14 protein-coding genes are annotated in these 17,061 nt (G+C 68.0%); 8 read left to right on the top strand and 6 right to left on the bottom strand.

The genetic code is table 11. The features are described from left to right. The first annotated feature begins 23 nt into the window (after nucleotides 1-23). The 4 genes from cutA (at nucleotide 24) to HLA98_RS10705 (ending at nucleotide 6,452) form a co-directional block, all read left to right on the top strand. A complete protein-coding gene (gene cutA, locus HLA98_RS10720; RefSeq protein ID WP_049456835.1) occupies nucleotides 24-362 on the top strand; it encodes a divalent-cation tolerance protein CutA in 339 nt (112 codons plus the stop codon). Beyond that, nucleotides 359-2,743, top strand: a complete 2,385-nt coding sequence (locus tag HLA98_RS10715) for a protein-disulfide reductase DsbD family protein (protein ID WP_057500844.1) — start codon at nucleotides 359-361, stop codon at nucleotides 2,741-2,743. Before cutA ends, HLA98_RS10715 begins: the two co-directional genes overlap by 4 nt. Next, nucleotides 2,740-3,303 carry a TlpA family protein disulfide reductase gene (locus HLA98_RS10710; RefSeq protein ID WP_057500845.1) on the top strand — a complete coding sequence of 188 codons (564 nt, stop codon included), beginning with the start codon at nucleotides 2,740-2,742 and terminating at the stop codon, nucleotides 3,301-3,303. Before HLA98_RS10715 ends, HLA98_RS10710 begins: the two co-directional genes overlap by 4 nt. 626 nt (nucleotides 3,304-3,929) lie before the next feature. After that, nucleotides 3,930-6,452, top strand: coding sequence for a PepSY domain-containing protein (locus HLA98_RS10705; protein WP_057500747.1), 2,523 nt, complete (start codon nucleotides 3,930-3,932; stop codon nucleotides 6,450-6,452). A 121-nt stretch (nucleotides 6,453-6,573) separates the two neighbouring features. Here HLA98_RS10705 and HLA98_RS10700 read toward each other — a convergent pair whose 3' ends face one another. Continuing rightward, a complete protein-coding gene (locus HLA98_RS10700) occupies nucleotides 6,574-9,114 on the bottom strand; it encodes a methyl-accepting chemotaxis protein (RefSeq protein WP_057500746.1) in 2,541 nt (846 codons plus the stop codon). A gap of 202 nt (nucleotides 9,115-9,316) precedes the next feature. On the opposite strand from HLA98_RS10700, the gene HLA98_RS10695 reads away from it, so the two are divergent. After that, a complete protein-coding gene (locus HLA98_RS10695) occupies nucleotides 9,317-10,156 on the top strand; it encodes an arylamine N-acetyltransferase family protein (RefSeq protein ID WP_057500745.1) in 840 nt (279 codons plus the stop codon). 65 nt (nucleotides 10,157-10,221) lie between these two features. Here HLA98_RS10695 and HLA98_RS10690 read toward each other — a convergent pair whose 3' ends face one another. From HLA98_RS10690 to HLA98_RS10680, 3 genes are read right to left on the bottom strand one after another with little or no spacing between them, the layout of a single operon-like run. Continuing rightward, the gene (locus HLA98_RS10690) at nucleotides 10,222-10,593 is read right to left on the bottom strand and encodes a VOC family protein (RefSeq protein WP_057500744.1); all 372 of its coding nucleotides are present in this window, start codon (nucleotides 10,591-10,593) and stop codon (nucleotides 10,222-10,224) included. A 22-nt stretch (nucleotides 10,594-10,615) separates the two neighbouring features. Beyond that, nucleotides 10,616-11,254, bottom strand: a complete 639-nt coding sequence (locus HLA98_RS10685) for a response regulator transcription factor (RefSeq protein ID WP_088479103.1) — start codon at nucleotides 11,252-11,254, stop codon at nucleotides 10,616-10,618. Next, complete coding sequence (locus HLA98_RS10680) at nucleotides 11,251-12,351, bottom strand: sensor histidine kinase (protein WP_057500743.1); 1,101 nt, start codon at nucleotides 12,349-12,351, stop codon at nucleotides 11,251-11,253. The genes HLA98_RS10685 and HLA98_RS10680 overlap by 4 nt, the downstream gene beginning before the upstream one ends. 156 nt (nucleotides 12,352-12,507) lie before the next feature. Here HLA98_RS10680 and HLA98_RS10675 point away from each other — a divergent pair, with 156 nt between their 5' ends. From HLA98_RS10675 to HLA98_RS10665, 3 genes are all read left to right on the top strand, one after another. Continuing rightward, entirely contained in the window at nucleotides 12,508-12,930 is a 423-nt protein-coding gene (locus HLA98_RS10675; protein WP_057500742.1) for a DUF2141 domain-containing protein, read from the top strand. Nucleotides 12,931-12,956: 26 nt separating this feature from the next. Next, nucleotides 12,957-14,480: a carotenoid oxygenase family protein gene (locus HLA98_RS10670; RefSeq protein WP_057500741.1), complete on the top strand. Its 1,524-nt coding sequence runs from the start codon at nucleotides 12,957-12,959 to the stop codon at nucleotides 14,478-14,480. Between the two features lie 62 nt (nucleotides 14,481-14,542). Beyond that, complete coding sequence (locus HLA98_RS10665) at nucleotides 14,543-15,259, top strand: ABC transporter substrate-binding protein (protein WP_057500740.1); 717 nt, start codon at nucleotides 14,543-14,545, stop codon at nucleotides 15,257-15,259. Nucleotides 15,260-15,319: 60 nt separating this feature from the next. Here the strand turns inward: HLA98_RS10665 and HLA98_RS10660 are convergent, their stop codons facing one another. Further along, nucleotides 15,320-16,219 carry a LysR substrate-binding domain-containing protein gene (locus HLA98_RS10660; protein WP_049446692.1) on the bottom strand — a complete coding sequence of 300 codons (900 nt, stop codon included), beginning with the start codon at nucleotides 16,217-16,219 and terminating at the stop codon, nucleotides 15,320-15,322. A 259-nt stretch (nucleotides 16,220-16,478) separates the two neighbouring features. Further along, on the bottom strand, nucleotides 16,479-17,045 hold the full coding sequence (locus HLA98_RS10655) for a GIY-YIG nuclease family protein (RefSeq protein ID WP_057500739.1): 567 nt from the start codon (nucleotides 17,043-17,045) through the stop codon (nucleotides 16,479-16,481). Between the last annotated feature and the right edge of the window lie 16 nt (nucleotides 17,046-17,061).

Genomic DNA, 17,061 nt, shown 5'->3' with positions numbered 1-17,061 from the left:
CGGCGGCCCTATACTCGACGGTCATGTCGACCGTCGATCCCGTCCTGCTGCTGTTGACCACCTGCCCGGACCGGGCCAGTGCCGAGCGCATCGCGCACGCGCTGGTCGGCGAGCGCCTGGCCGCGTGCGTGACGCGCCTCGATGGCGCGCAGTCGACCTATCGCTGGCAGGGCGAGGTGACTACCGACAGCGAACTGCAGCTGCTGGTGAAGACCACCGCGAGCCGCGTTGATGACGCAATCGCCCGGATCGTCGAACTGCATCCGTATGAACTCCCGGAGTGCATCGCGGTCGAAACCCGGGCCGGCCTGCCGGCGTATCTGGACTGGATCCGGGCACAGACCCGGGAGGACACTGATTGAAGACTCTGTTTGCGCGTGGCGCCGCCCTGTGCGCCCTGTTGTGGCTCTCGTTGCCCGCCTTCGCTCTGGATGAGAAGGACCTGCTGCCGGTGGACCAGGCGTTCGCGCTGACCGCGACCGCCCCCGAACGTGGCCAGGTGCAACTGCAGTTCAAGATCGCACCGGGCTATTACCTGTATCGCCACCGCACCAGCGTCAAGGCGGATCCGGCCTTCAATGCCGGCACACTGCAGATGCCCAGGGGCGACAAGCACCACGACGATTTCTTCGGCGAAGTCGAAACCTATCGCGAGCGCCTGCAGGCCACCCTGCCCGGCACGCCGACCGAGGCCGCCGGCACCATCGGCCTGGAAGTGCGTTACCAGGGCTGCGCCGATGCCGGTGTCTGCTACCCGCCGCAGAAGCGCGTGGTGCAGGTCACGCTGCCGGGTGCCGGGGCACAGGCCACCGCTCCTGCCGCGCGCCCCGCCGGCGCCAGCCCGTTCAACAACCCGCTGGCCGGTGCCGGCAACAGCGGCGGCCTGCGCCTGCCAGGTGCAGCCAGCAACAGCCAGGCGCTGCCACTGCCCTCGGAACAAGCGTTCGGCTTCGACGCCATCGCCAGTGACGGCAACACCCTGCTGCTGCGCTTCAGCCCGGCGCCGGGCTACTACCTGTATCGCGACCGCACCTCGCTGAAGCTGGAGGGCAGCACCGGCGTGCTGGCCGACAAACCGCGCTGGCCTGCCGCACAGTCGCATCGCGACGAGCACTTCGGCGACGTCTCGGTCTACTTCAACCAGGTGGAAGTGCCGCTGCCGCTGCGCCGCTCCGTCACCGATGCGGTCGACAGTACCCTGGTGGTGACTTTCCAGGGCTGCCAGACCGATGGCATCTGCTACCCGCCGATGACCCGCCGGGTGAAGCTGTCCATTCCGGCCGGCAAGGTCAACGCCAGCGCCGACCAGGTGCCACCGCGCAACGAGGTGATCAGCCCGCTGCCTGCCGCCAACGGCGCACCACGCGAAGCCGCAAACGGCGCTCCGCTGCGTCTGCTGCCGACCGTGCCCAACGATGATGCAGCGGACCCGGCAACCGTCGGCGGTGAAGACGCAGGCAATGAATTCGCCCCGGACGCACGCGGTGACAACGCCCTGCGTACGCGCCCGCCGGCGAGTACGCCGAACCCGGACCGTTCGTTCGTCTGGGTGCTGCTGCTGGCGCTGGCCGGCGGCCTGGTGTTGAACCTGATGCCCTGCGTGTTGCCGATCCTGTCGCTGAAGGTTCTGAGCCTGGCGCAGAGTGGCGAAAGCCCGCAGCGCGCACGCAGCCATGCCCTCTGGTACACGCTGGGCGTGCTGGTCGCATTCGCGGTGATCGGTGCGCTGATGGTGGGTCTGCGCGCGATTGGCAACGCCGTCGGCATCGGCTTCCAGCTGCAGCACCCGGGCGTGGTGGCGGCGCTGGCCTACATCATGTTCGCGGTAGGCCTGAGCCTGTCCGGCGTGTTCACCCTGGGCGGTGGCATCGGCAATCTGGGCCAGTCGCTGGCCAGCCGCAGTGGCCCGGCCGGTGATTTCTTCACCGGTGCGCTGGCCTGCGTGGTCGGCAGTGCCTGCGTGGGACCGTTCATGGGCGGCGCGATTGCCTACGCGTTCATTGCCCCGCCGCTGAAGGCGATGACCGTGTTCCTGTTCCTCGGCCTGGGCCTGGCGCTGCCGTTCCTGCTGATCGGCTTCGTGCCGGCGCTGGCGCGCCGCCTGCCCAAGCCCGGCCCGTGGATGGAAACGCTCAAGCACGTGCTGGCCTTCCCGATGTACGCCACCGCGCTGTGGCTGCTGTGGGTGCTGGGCAAGCAGCGTGGCGTGGACGGCATGGCGCTGGTGCTGGGCGGCCTGCTGCTGCTCGCCTTCGGCCTGTGGCTGTTCGAGCGCAACCGCTGGACCGGCTCGCGAGCAGTGACCCTGCTCGGCGTGCTGCTGGCGATCGGCGCATTGGTGCCGGCCTGGGGTGTGACCCAGCTGGCACCGCCGGCGCGCGCCGCGCAGGCGGCCACTGACAACGTGGTCGAATACTCGCCGCAACTGCTGGACCGCCTGCGTGCTGACAAGCGCGTGGTGTTCGTGAACATGACCGCGGACTGGTGCGTGAGCTGCAAGGCCAACGAGCGCGCCGTGCTGTCGCGGCCGGAGTTCAAGGAACTGCTAAAGCGCACCAACGCGGTGTACATGCGCGGTGACTACACCAACGTCGATCCGCAGATCACCACGTTCCTGGAAGAGCACAAGGCCGTCGGCGTGCCGCTGTACGTGGTGTACGGCCCCGGCGCGCCGCCGACGGTGCTGCCGACCCTGCTGACCCAGGCGGTGGTCGAGGAAGCGCTGCTGCGCACCGCGCGATGAAGTGGCAACGGCCAGCGCTGCTGTGGACAGCGGTGTTGGCCGCCGGCCTTGGCCTGTGGGCCGGCCATCGATTGGCACCGGTGCCGGCTGCGCCTGAGGCCGTGCCAGCGGCGCCTGCTGTCGCGGCTGCGGTACCGGTCCTGCGGGTTGGCGACCGCCTGCCCGCATTGTCGCTGCCCGATCTTGAAGGCCGGCCGCTGGACCTGCGCCAGCACGCTGCCGGTCGCCCGCTGTTGATCAATGTCTGGGCCAGCTGGTGCGCGTCCTGCGTTGAAGAAATGCCCGAGCTGGCGCGCTTTGCCGCTGCGCAGGGCGCCTCAGGCGTGCAGGTGCTGGGCCTGGCGCTGGATACGCCGGAAGACGTGCGCGGTTTCCTGCAGCGGGTCCCGGTGGATTATCCGATCGTGATCGAGACCCCGGGGCCACGAGACGCAAGCGTGCAGCTGGGCAACGCACAGGGCCTGTTGCCCTACAGCGTGCTGTTCGATGCGCAGGGGCGGATGGTCAAGGCGAAGCTGGGGCCGTTCGCCCACGGCGAGATCGACGGCTGGGTGAAGTGAGGGTGTTTTTTGCAGGGCTTGCAGCCCTGCACCCTGCTCAATGCAACGGCAACAGCCGAAGCCAAAGCCAAAGCTGGCATTTCGTGGGATGGCGGGACGGTGTCGGAGTGCGGGGACGCTGCAAGTACATCCCTGTAAGCTTGGCAGCCGCATCCATGCGGCTGACACCCCGCACTCCGACACCGCCCCACCTCTGACAGATCTTCGCGGCGGTTGGTAGGTGTCGACCTTGGTCGACACATCTGTCAGATATCGAATGAAATTCCGGGGTCAGATCCGTTTTCCTACGAAAAACGGATCTGACCCCAAGAGTATTTCCGACAGATCGCGGAAATCTGTCGAAGGCGGGGTGGGTCCGGTTGAGGGGGTGTGAGCGGCATGGATGCCGCGACCAAGCCCCCATGGATGGGTTTACGGCGTCCCCCTCAACCGGACCCACCCCGCCAACCCACGGATAGCCAGCGTTTGACGTTGATGTTGACGTTGATTCGGCGGGTGCAGGGCTGCAAGCCCTGCAATAAAACCCTCCTTGACCGTAGCCCGTCCGCCACGGAGAATTACGCGACTAATTCTCATTTGCTGTTGCGCAGGATGCGGGCGGCAGCCTTCCGGGCCCTCCTCCTTCGATGTTCAAGAACGTCCTGTTCCAACTGCACTGGCTGCTGGGCATCACCGCCGGTGCCGTACTGGCCGTGATGGGCCTCAGCGGCGCCGTGCTGTCCTTCGAGGATGAACTGCTGCGGGCGGCCAATCCCGGCTTCGCCGAGATCGCCGAGCACCATGCCGATGGCCAGCTTCCACTTGCGCTCAGCGAACTGGTACCGCTGCTGCAGGCCGGCAGTGAACGCCCGCTGCAGCGCCTGCGCGTGGATGCCACCGGGCAACGGCCCTCGGTTGCGCGCTTTGCCGGCGGCAAGGAAAACTGGGTGTACTTCGATCCGTACAGCGGTGAGCGCTTCAGTGCCCTGCGCGGACAGCGGTTCTTCGACTTTGTCGAGGACCTGCATCGGCATCTCGCCGCCGGCGAGCGCGGCAAATGGATCACCGGCAGCTGCGCCATCGCGCTGCTGTTCTTCACCCTGTCCGGGCTGTACCTGCGCTGGCCGCGACGCTGGTGGCACTGGCGCAGCTGGCTGGCGGTGGAATGGAAACGCAGCGGCCGAGGCTTCCTGTGGAGCCTGCACTCGGTGATCGGCACCTGGGTGCTGCTGATCTACCTGATGAGTGCGCTGACCGGCCTGTGGTGGTCGTTCGACTGGTATCGCAGTGCCGCCAACACCCTGCTGGGCGTCGCACCGGCCGCCAAGCACAAGGTCGCCACCGACGCCGCCCTGAACCTGGAGCGCATCGAAGCCACGCTGTATGCACTGCCCGGCGTGCGCACCGGGTACATCGACCTGCGCCTGCCGGAGAAGCCCGGGCAGGCACTGAATGTGCGCGTGATGGCCGGTGATCCGTCGCAGCGCGGCGGCCAGCATGACCGCGCGCATGATCTGCTGCAGCTCGACCCGGGCACGGGTGCCACGCTCGATGCCCGCCCCTACGCGCGCCAGGGCGCGGGCGCGCAGCTGGCCACCAGCGTATTCGCGCTGCATTCGGGCAGCTACTTCGGCGTGCCCGGGCGCGTGGTGGTGATGCTCAGTAGTCTGGGCATGAGCCTGTTCTTCATTACCGGATGGATGCTGTACCTGGACCGGCGCCGCAGCCAGCGCGCCGCGCGTGGCCTGCGCCAGTCGCTGCCAGCAACGCCTGCCGATGGCGGTGGCACGCCGTGGCTGGTGGTGCATGCCAGCCAGAGCGGACTGGGCGAACAACTCGCATGGCGCGCAGCCGCGCAGCTGCAGGCGTCCGGTCATGCGGTGCAGGTGCTGCCACTGGCCCGCGTCGATGCCGCGCAGCTGGCGCGCACCGCGCAGGCGCTGTTGGTACTGAGCACCTTCGGCGATGGCGAACCACCGGATGCGGCGCGAGGCGCTGCACGACGGCTGATCGCACAGACACTCGACCTGTCAGGCCTGCAGTTTGCACTGCTGGCGCTGGGTGATCGACAGTACCCGCACTACTGCGGTTTCGGCTGCCAGGTTGATGGCTGGCTGATCGGCAACGGCGCGCACCCGTTGTTCGAGCGCGTCGAAGTCGATGCCGCCTCGGTAGCGGCCCTGCGCCAATGGCAGCTGCAGCTGGGCGCGCTGACCGGCATCACCACCGATGACAGCGTGCTGCCGGCGGCCACGCAGATGCATGACTGGCGGCTGCTCGGCCGCGATCGGCTCAACCCGGGCAGCATGGGCGGCGCCATCTGGCGCATCCGTCTTGCGGCACCGGCCGAGGTGCAATGGCAGGCGGGCGACATCCTGCATATCGCCCCCCGCCACAACGCGCGGCACGCCAGCGCGGTGTTGAAAGCGCATGGGCTGGATCCGCAGCAGCCACTGCTAGTGGACGGCACACCACGTACGCTGCTGGCGCTGGCCAGTGAGCGTGAGCTGCCCGACGCGGATACCGCGCTGGCGGTGCAGGACGCCTGCCTGTGGCTGGCCGGGCTGGCGCTGCTGCCCGGCCGCGAGTACTCCATTGCCTCCTGTACGGATGACGGTGTGGTGGAGCTGGTGGTACGCCTGGTGCATGACGCCTCCGGGCGCGCCGGGCTGGGCTCGGGCTGGCTGTCGCTGCATGCCCCGGTCGGTGCCAGCATCGTGGCCCGCGTGCACCGCAACCCCGGTTTCCATCGCATTGGCGGTGCGCCGATGGTGCTGATCGGCAATGGCACCGGCATCGCGGGCCTACGCAGCCTGTTGCGCGAAGCCGCGCATGCAGGTGAGCACGGGCACTGGCTGCTGTTCGGCGAACGCCAGCGTGCACACGACTTCCTGTTCGCCGACGAGATCGAAGCATGGCAGGCCGAGGGCCATCTCGCGCGGGTGGACCTGGCGTTCTCGCGCGATGGCGAAGGTGGTTACGTGCAGGATCGCCTGCAGGCAGCCGCCGATGCGCTGCGCGAATGGATGCAGCGTGGCGCGGTGATTCATGTCTGCGGCTCGCTGCAGGGCATGGCCGAAGGCGTGGACCAGGTGCTGCGCGCTGCGCTGGGCGATGAGGTGGTGGAAACGCTGCTGGAGAACGGGCGCTACCGACGCGACGTGTATTGATTCCTGCCGCCGAATGCTGGCGTGAGCCGAGCATGGGCTCGGCTCTACAGTGTTCCTGCAGCCGATGTAGAGCCGAGCCTACGCTCGGCTGATTCCCCGCCAGCCGACAAGGAACCGCAAGCTAAGCCGCCGCAGCGCGCGCCTGTGTCATCGACTGCAGACGGAACGCGCCCACCGCTTCGGCCAGGGCATGCACCTGCGCCTGCATCTGCGCTGTCGAAGCACCGGCCTCTTCCACCAGGCTGGCGTTGCGCTGGGTATTGGCTTCCATCTGCACGATGGTCTGGTTCACCTGGGCGATGCCGGCATGCTGGTCCTGCGACGCACTGCGGATACCGGCCAGGAGGTCCGCCAGCTGCTGCACGCTGCCGACAATCTCGCCCATCGTGGTACCAGCCTGTTCGGCCTGCTGGTTGCCCTGGCCGACTCGCGCCACCGAATCCTCGATCAAGCCCTTGATCTGCTTGGCCGCCTCCGCGCTGCGTTGTGCCAGCAGGCGCACTTCCGCGGCCACCACGGCGAAGCTGCGGCCCTGCTCACCGGCGCGCGCGGCTTCCACCGCAGCATTCAGCGCGAGGATGTTGGTCTGGAAGGCGATGCCATCGATCAACTGGGTGATGTCACCGATCCGTCGTGAGGCTTCACTGATGCCGTGCATGGTTGCCACCACCTGGTCGACCGCCGCGCCGCCGCGCCGGGCCACAGCTGCTGCGCCCTTGACCAGCACGTCGGCACGGCCCGCAGCATCGGCATTGCGGCCGACGGTGTCGGTCAGCTCGTGCATCGACGCTGCGGTCTCTTCCAGGTTGGCCGCCTGCTGCTCGGTGCGCTGTGACAAGTCATGATGACCGGCGACGATCTCGCCAACGCCGGTATCGAGGCTGGACGCCGCCTGCTGGATGCGGGTGACGATGCGGCCCAGTTGCGCGACGGTGGCGTTGGCATCATCGCGCATGCGTGCGAACACGCCCTGCAGCTCACCTTCCATGCGCACGCTGAGGTCGCCGCTGGCCAGCGCAGCCAGAAGCGCCTGCAGATCGCCGAGGTTGGTCTCGAAGGTGGCAAGCAAGCGGTTGATGCTGGTCGACAGTGTGCGCACGAAGCCCTGTTTTCCCTCCAGCGCGATGCGGCCATGCAGGTCACCGTGCGCGGCGGCATCGACCAGCGCCGCCACTTCGGTTTCCAGCAGGGTTTCCAGCGCGCGGCTGCGCCACTCCACTGCCACGCCGAGAAAATGCCCTTCATCGACGATGGGATTGGCGATCAGCTGATAGCGCACACCGCCATGGCCGATCTCGCGCTCTTCGCGCTGTCGCACGCCGGCCAGGGCGGCCAGCGCCGGATGCAGGCGCACCGCATCGCTGCCCACCAGGTCTTCAGCCCGCAGTTCCAGCTGCAGCAGCAGGGCTGGATTGGCATACGCAACCAGGCCTTCGGCATCGATCACCATCAGGCCAGTCTGCGCGCTGTCCAAGGCCTGGCGCACGCGGGTGTTGCCGCGCGCCACGGCACGCTCGGTCTCGATGCGCGCGCGCAGGCGCTGCTGCATGTCCACCAGACGCTGGGCAAGCTGGCCGATCTCATCATTGGCGTTGTAGACGCGCAGGGTGGTGTCCAGGCGATCGTCGGCGATGTCGCTGGCGAAGCGCAGGGTGTCCTGGATCGGCTGGCGCACCGCACGCAGGACCAGCACCAGGCTGGTGATCAGCACGCCGGCCACCAGCAGCAGGGTCAGTGCGAACAGCACGCTCATCGTGCGCGCGCCGGCCTGCTGGCGCGCCTGTGCCTTGGCCAGCGCCGCCACCTGCGCCTGTTGGAATGCGGCCAACGCCGGCGCTACACCCGCGGCAGTATCCAGCAACGACTGTGCTTCCACATCCAGCCCGACCCGGGCAGCGGTATACCCCAGCAATGCGGCCTGATACGCCTCCATCCCGGTGCGCAGGGTGTCCTGCACATCCGCAGGCAGGCCCGCCAGCGCGAGATCGAACGGCAGCTTCTCCTCGCTGGCACGGTCGGCGTGGGTGGAATCACCGTCGAGCAGCAGCAGTGCCTCCTGCCTTCGCATCTTCTGCAGGGACAGCGCCAGCGCGGGCCGCTGCTGCACATCCACCTGCGCCTGCAGGGTGTCGGCGGCCTGCTGCAGCTGCGCGGCGATGCCGGCATCACCACGGCCCATCTCGTCGACCCGTTCGAACAGGGCGGCCACACCCTGCGAGAATGCGTCGGCAGCTTCGGTCAGCGCCTGCAGGGCCTTGCGCCGGCCAGCATCCATCGGCGTCGCGCGCAGCGCCTGCAGATCGGTCTGCAACGCCTTCTGCGTGGCCAACAGCTGCGCGCGGTCGGCATCATCGAAACTGCGTGCATACTGGGTCTGCAGGCGACGCGCTTCGGCCACCCGCGTGGACAGGCTGGTAGCCAGATCGCTGCCGCGCTGGTAGCTGGCCTGGCTGCGCGCAGCCAGTGCGTTGGCATGACCAGTCCAGGCGTAGACAGCGGCGATCGCCACCAGGCCCAGGCCACAGATCCACAGGGTCGCCTTGAGCTTGTTGGCTACGCTGAGCCGATGCGGCTGCAGCCAGCGCAGCAGGCCGGGGGACGCCGAGTGCAACGCAGCAAGGCGCGTGCGTAGGGACCGGAGGTGGGGGACAACGGCCGACATGACAGACTCCAGGCGAAAGGACGCACCTGTATCGGCCACATTCAGGGCAACTTTAGCGCTTTCTTCGTCCGCGCCCCCCATCGCTGGCGGACGCGGCCTTTGTACCGGGTGCAGGCGACGGAGGCATGACACGGCCGCCGCGCTTGACCTCAACCCCGGTTTGGGGAGCACAGTGGACGCCCCTCCCCCGCCCGGTGCCTCCATGACGACGCTCGATGTCCCCCGCTACCTGCAGCGCCTGCAGCTGGATGCGCCGCCACCGCGGACCCTGGCCGGCCTGACCCTGCTGCAGCAGCGCCACAACGCACTGCTGCCCTTCGAGACCCTCAGCTGCCTGCTGCGCGATGCGGTGCCGATCGATCTGGACAGCGTGCAGCGCAAGCTGCTTGATGACCGCCGTGGCGGTTACTGCTTCGAGCTCAATGGCGGGTTGCTGGCGCTGCTGCAGGCCTTGGGCTTCGACGCGCAGCCATTGAGCGCGCGCGTACTGCTGGCCGCCCAAGACGGCGAACTGACCGCGCGTACCCACCTGCTGCTACGCGTGCAGGTGGATGGCGATGACTGGCTGGTGGATGCCGGTTTCGGCAGCCTGACCCCGACCGTGCCGCTGCGCCTGCACGATCCGCAGCCACAGGCCACGCCGCACGAGCGCTACCTGCTGCAGCGCCTGCCCGACCACGGTGATTTCGTGCTGTCGGCCGAGTCCAACGAGGGCTGGCGGGCGATGTATCGGTTCGACCTGCAGGCGCCGGCCCCGATCGACAACGTGGTGGGCAACTGGTACGTATGCACCCATCCCGACTCCAGTTTCCCTGGTCAGCTGCGTGCATCGCTGACCGGGCCAAACTGGCGCCGGACCATCGGCAGCGGCAACTACACCGAGTACCGCCCCGGGCAGGTACCGGACAAGCGCCCGCTGCATGATGTCGGTGATGTACGCGACGTGCTGCAGCAGCGCTTCGGCATGCAGCTGCCGGACGACCCGCGGCTGGACCCGGCCATCAATGACTGGCTGCAGCGCTCGCGCGCCGCGCCCTTGTAGGGCCGAGCCCATGCTCGGCTGAGCTGGAGCGGCTGGGCCAACAGCAGCCGAGCATGGGCTCGGCTCTACAGAATCGCGCGCGACTGCACCGCGATCCGGTTGCCCTCACTGTCGCGGATCTCGGCCACACGCCAGTCACCCGCATCAGCCGGGCCGAAGCGCAGCTCGGCCCCGGCCTGAAGCGCACGGTCGAGGCTGGCATCCAGGTCATCGACGCCGATATAGATGCGCGCCCCCTGCTCGGACGGCTGGTAGTCCGAGCCGTGCACCAGCGCAATGCTGGCACCCGCGGCCTCATCGGAGAACGGCAGGTAGGCCATCCGGCAGTCGTGCAGCAGGATAGGTTCGTCCATCGCGACCTGCAGCCATCGCTGGTAGAACGTGATGGCCCGGTCCAGGTCACTGGCCGGGATCTCTACATGCAGGATCGGGTTCACTGGCACTCCTTGCTCCGTCCACTCAGATGATGCGCAGGGTAATCGCCTTCAGCACTGCACGGGTGCGATCGCGGGTGCCCAGCTTGTCGAGTATGGCGGACACGTAGTTCTTCACCGTGCCTTCGGCCAGGAACAGGCTGCGCGCGATCTCCTTGTTGCTGTAACCCCCGGCCAGCAGGCGCAGGATCGCCACTTCGCGCTCGCCGAAAGTATCGGTGGGCGGTGCTTCGTCGTGGAAGCGGTAACGGGCGCGCACCGGCTCGGTGCTGACCGGCAGCAGCAGGGTTTCACCAGCGGCGACGCGCTCGATTGCTTCGCGCAGGTCTGCGGGTGCAGCGTCCTTGAGCAGGAAGCCCTGAGCACCGGCCTCGCTGGCGCGCAGCAGCAGATCACTTTCATCGAAGGTGGTCAGCAGCAGCCAGGGCGTGGCATCGCCGCGCGCGCGCAGCTGGCGCAGTGCCTCGATCCCGTCCATCCCGGGCATGCGGATATCGCTGAGCACCACATCCACCCGCTGGGCCGTCAACGCGTCCAGCAGCATCTGGCCATCTTCGGCCTCCAGCACCACGTCCACGCCCAGGCCCTGCAACAGCGCGCGCAGGCCGGCACGGACCAGCGCCTGGTCGTCGGCCAGGGCAACGCGGATCGCGGCGCCACTCATGCCGGCAACCATGCGGTCAGGTGCATGCCGCCCTGTGCGGTGCGCGCGAATTCCAGCCGGCCACGCACCGCAGCCAGGCGCTCGCGCATGCCGGCGATGCCATTGCCTTCGCGGATGCGCTCGGCGCGCTGACCGTCATCGCGGATATCGATACGCAACCGTGAATCCTCTTCGTTGATCGTCAGCCATACGGTTTCTGCATTGCCGTGCCGTGCCGCATTGGTCAGCGCTTCCTGCACCAGCCGCAGCACCGTCTCGGCGATCAGCGGATCCCCCACGCGCACGCCCTCTCCTATCTGCAGCTGCAGTCTCGGTCGCGGGAACGGCGCCGCCAGCGCGTGCAATGCCGTAGCCAGATCGAGGCCGCGATCATCGCGCATCGACTGCACCACCTGGCGGATATCGGCCAGCAGTTCGCCAGACAGCTTTTCCACCAGCACCAGCCCCTCGCTACCGGCCAGAGCGGGATCGACGGCCAGGGCGCGCAGGTTGAGCCGCATCGCGGTGAGCTTGTGCCCGGCCACATCGTGCAGTTCGCGGGCCAGGCGCAGGCGCTCAGCATCGCGTGCACTGTCAGCCAGCAGCGCGCGGGTAGCCAGCAGGTCGGCATTGACCCGTGCAAGATCATCGCGGGCCAGCGCCGTGCTGCGCGCATAGTGCGCGGTCAGCGCGGCGAACGCCTGGAAGCCGCCATACAACAGCACCACCAGCAGCGGCTGACTGAAGCCGCTGTGGCGCAGCACGGCATACACCGCCAGGTTGGCCAGCAGCGCAACACCCAGCACGAAGCGCGGCGGCCAGTGCTCGGCCAGTTGAGCGACCAACACCACCAGCAGCACCGGAGCGGTTCCAGTGCGCGGCTGCAGCGCAACCAGCGCAACCGCCAGCAGCGCCTGCAACACCGCAGCGACGGCACGCACGCGGGAAGGCATCGACGCCCAGCCGTGCACCACGAACAGCAGCAGGAACACGGCAAGCAGCAGCAGGCTCAGCCCGGCACCGTTGCGCTGTACAGCGAACGACAGGCCCACCGCCAGCACGGTAACCAGGCCGGCAAGGCTGAGAGGACGCAAGAGATGGCGGAACAGGCTGGGCATGGCCAGATGCTGACCGGCGCGCGCGCCGGCGGCAATGGGTCCCGCGCAGAAAGTGACTTCTGGCACGTCGAATCGATGACCACTGGCCCTGAACCCGGTGCAGCGCCCCGCGCAGACTGGCTCCACACCGCCACGCACACTTCCGGAGCCACTGCCATGATCCGCACCGCCCTGCTCAGCACCGCCCTGGCTGCCCTGGCTCTGGCCGGCAGTGCCCACGCCGCCGACCTGGCCGTGACCGTGCACGACGTCCGCGCGCAGACCGGCACCCTGCGCGTTGCGCTGGTCGACAGCGCCGCCGCCTGGGACGGCAAGGCCAAGCCCGTGCAGGCCCAGCAAGCGGCGCCCAGCGGCGACAGCGCCCACTTCACGTTCAAGGGCGTACCGGCCGGCAGCTACGCCGTACTGCTCACCCACGACGAGAACGACAACGGCAAGCTCGACACCAACCTGGTCGGCATGCCGGTGGAAGGCTACGGCTTCAGCAACAACCCGCAGGTGATGCGCAAGCCGACCTTCGACGAAGCACGCGTCAATGTGCCGGCCGCTGGCGCCGCCATCGACATCACCCTGCGCTGATTCCCGCATCCAGACCCGAGGCCACCATGGACCGTCGCCGCTTCCTTCGTACCCTGCTCAGCAGCAGTGCCTGCCTGGCCCTGGGTGCCACCGCGCTGCGCAGCGCTCCCGCCTTCGCCGGCGACCCGGCGCGGTTCGCGCAGGGTATGCAGGACCACCCGTGGCTGCTCGGCTGGCGCAGCGTCGGCAGCGAATGCCTCGGCCCGGCCACCGTGCAGTTGCAGGGAACGCTGCCGCCAGGCCTGGCCGGCACGCTGTACCGCAATGGCCCGGCGTGGACCGAGCGCGATGGCTTCCGCTACGACCACTGGTTCGACGGCGATGGCATGGTGCATGGCTGGCGTTTCAATGGTGATGGCAGCCTGACCCATCACGGGCGCATGGTCGCCACGCCGAAATTCACCCGTGAACAGAAGGCCGGCCGCTTCCAGTATCCGGCTGCCGGCACCAGCGTTCCCGGCGCGCTGGCGGTACGCAACAACGATGATGCCAACGTGGCCAACACCTCGGTGACGATGATCAATGGCCGCCTGTTCGCACTGTGCGAATCCGGTTCGGCGTTCGAGGTGGACCCCGATTCGCTGCAGACGCTTGGCCCTGTCACCTGGCGCCCGGATCTGGCCGCGCTGCCGTTCTCGGCGCACCCGCTGCGCGACCGCGATGGCAGCCTCTGGAACTTCGGCTCGATCAGCCTGATGGGGGGACATGGCCTGCTGGTCTGGCACATCGGTGCGGACGGCCAGCTGCGCAGCGCCAATGTGATCGAAACCCCCGAACACGGCTATCTGCACGCGTTCGCGATGACCGACCAGCACCTGGTGTTCGTGATGATGCCGTTCGATTTCACCGGCGCAGGTGGCAGCTTCTTCGAGCGCATGCAGTTTGCACCGCAGCGTGCTGTGCGTATCGCGGTGGTCGCCAAGGATGCGCCGGACAAGGCGCAATGGTTCGAGGCTCCGTTCGCGGCGATCTACCACTTCGGCGACGCGTTCACCCGCGATGGCGGCATCGTGCTGCGCGCCGTGCGCCATGACGACATCAACGAGGCACGCTCGCCGATGAAGGAAGCGATGGCCGGTGACGGCGCACATGCGGCCAACAGTGGCGCCAGCCTGGTCGAGCTGCATCTGGACCTGCGTCGTGGACAGGCGCGCTGGCAGCCACTGGGCATCAGTGCGGTGGAGTTCCCGTTGTTCGATCCGCGCTCGGTCAACACCCGGGGGGCGCGCCTGTACGCGCCGACCATCGACGGCCCGGCCACCGCACCGTACTTCAACGCGGTAGCCGCGTTCGACATCGAGCGCGGGCGCCGCCAGCTGTGGAACTACGGGCCGGACATCATGGCCGAGGAGCATGTGTTCGTACCGCGTCCGGGCAGCCGCAACGCCGATGATGGCTGGTTGATCGGTACCCTGCTTGATCCGGTGAACAAGCGCAGCGGCCTGGCGGTGCTGGATGCACGCCACCTGGACGACGGTCCGCTGGCACAGGCTTGGCTGCCATATGCGGTGCCACTGGGCTTCCACGGCACCTTCGCCGCGCGCGGCTGATTCCACGCCACACGGACACCGTTGTTGGCATGCTGGGTCTCCCCCGCCCCGTGGAGTCCTGCATGTTCCTGGCCGACCATCGAAATACGCTGGCACCGCACGGTTTCCTGCGCGTGGCGATCAACCTGGGCAACCCGGTGCTGGCACAGGGCGATGCGCGCTCACCGCGCGGCCCTTCGCTGGAACTGGCTACCGCATTGGCGCAGCGGATGGGGGTGCAGGCACGCTTCACCTGCCACGATGCCGCAGCCTCGGTGGTCGCCGCAGCGGGCGAAGACGGCTGGGATCTGGCCTTCCTGGCCATCGATCCGGCACGTACCGACCGCATTGCCTTCAGTGCCCCGTACGTGGAGATTGAAGGCACCTATCTGGTTCGCGAGGACAGCCCTGCGCAGCAGGTGGCCGACCTCGACCGCGAGGGGCTGCGCATCGCGGTGGGGCGTGGCGCGGCCTATGACCTGTTCCTGAGCCGTGAACTGCGCCACGCCACGATCGAGCGGGCGGAGACCTCTGCTGCGGCCATCACCCTGTTCGATCAGCAACGTCTGGATGCCGCAGCCGGTGTACGCCAGCCGCTGGACGCATGGGCGCAGACGCATTCCGGCCATCGCGTGCTGGCCGACCGTTTCACCGCGATCCAGCAGGCAGTGGCGGCACCGGCCTCACGCCCGGCCGACGCGCTGCAGGCCTTGTTCGAGGCAGTGGAGGCGATCAAGGCAGGCCCGTTGCTGGAGGAAGCGTTCGCGCGTGCCGGGCAGGCGGTTACGCTGGTCCGGTGACTGTAGAGTCGAGCCATGCTCGACTGCTCCTGCGAAACGTCAGTCGAGCATGGCTCGACTCTACAAGTGCGCGTCTGCCATGTGCCGCACGTGCTCGGCGGCCTGCGCATGCAGCCAGTCGCGGAACGCGAGGAAGCCGCGATGGCTGGCCGAGCGCTGCGGGTACACCAGCCAATGCGGCCACGCCGTCTTCAGGCGCTGGCTGGACAGTGCCACCAGCTGGCCTGAATCGAGCAGCAGGCGTGCCCGGGTCACCCGGCCAAGAGCCACGCCCACGCCATCCAGAGCGGCCCGATGGTGCGCCTCCGAATCATCCAGCACCGCCACGAAGCGCGACGGCGGCCTCTGCCCGCTCAACGCGAACCAGGCGCCCCACGCCCCATCGGGATCGCCCAGCAGCGGCCACTGGGTCAACGGCACACGGTCAACACCTCCCATGCGTTCGATCAACGCCGGGCTCGCCATCGGCACCAACCACTCATCGAACAGCGGTTCCACCACCAGGCCCGGCCATTGCCCGCTGCCCAGCCGTAGCGCCGCGTCGAACTGGCGCTGCCGCTCGAAATCGATCAGGCGTTCACTCGACTGCAGGTTGATCTCGATCTGTGGGTGCTCAGCCACGAACTGACCCAAGCGCGGCACCAGCCAGGCCGACGCCATCGACGGCACCGCGCTGATCGTCAGCACGTGCTCGGCACGTGCCGCGTAGGGTTGGAAGGCTTCGTGGATCGCATCCAGATGCGGACCCACCTGATCGAGCAGGCGCTGCCCCTCAAGGGTGAGGGTGACACCACGTGGCTGGCGGATCAGCAGCGGCTGCCCGAGCCGCTCTTCCAGCTGCCGCATCTGGTGGCTGAGCGCGCTGACGGTCAGGTTCATCGACGCCGCCGCGCGCGACAGGTTGCCGAGCCGGGCGGCGGCCACGAAGCCTTGCAGGGCATGGAGCGGAGGGCGGGACATCAGGCTTGAATTCCTCTCAAGGCATGCTTGCGGAAATGTCGCTTTTTGCTCGTCCATGCTGCCCGTATCGTGCAATCCACTCAAGTGGAGGCACGCTCATGAACATCTTCAGCGGCTTGTTGTTCCTGCACGGCCATGTGGCCAGCGCCGAGCTGGCACGCCAGCTGGCCAGCGCGTCAACCCCTGCCCCGCAATGCGCGCCACAGCCGGCCGCGCCGGCTCAACCGCCGTGCCCCCGTTGAACGCGGCTCAACGCGGCTCAACCTGCGTACCAGCGCTGGACGTGTGCAGGCAGCCACGGCATTGGATCGATATCCAGCGCCCTGCAACCATCGAGGGTGTCACGCAGCGCGCCCTCGCCGGGGCCACCGGGCATCCGCAGGCCTTCCTCTTCCGGAAGCTGCACCGCGGCCCAGTCGTGCAGCCGGTCCATGCGCAGGCGCAGGGCGGCCCGCAGCCACGCCTTCAGTGGATAACAGCGATAGCCTTGTTCGCCCAACGCGGCAACCGCCAGCGACAGGGCCTGGTTGGCACCGCGTACCCATTCGGTGCGACCGCCAGCCTTGTCCTGGACCGTCATCGGCGCCGGCGCGCGGTGCGCCTTGAACGGCGAACGCAGCTGCAGTTCCAGATCCCGCGCATCGCGTTCGCTTTCCGCTTCCACCAGCGCACCGGCGCCAAGATCGAAGAACTCGAACCAACGCCGGTGCAATGCGCTGATGCGTCCGAGCGGGTCACGTGAAAAGCCGATCTTGGCGTAGTCTTCCCACGCACAGGGGAAGACGTAGGCAAAGACACGACCGTCGATGCGGATATCTGACTGCATGTGCGCAGACTGCCCC

The sequence above is a fragment of the Stenotrophomonas africana genome, from assembly GCF_013004645.1.
GTDB lineage: Bacteria > Pseudomonadota > Gammaproteobacteria > Xanthomonadales > Xanthomonadaceae > Stenotrophomonas > Stenotrophomonas africana.
This window is presented reverse-complemented; position numbering and strand designations above follow the sequence as displayed.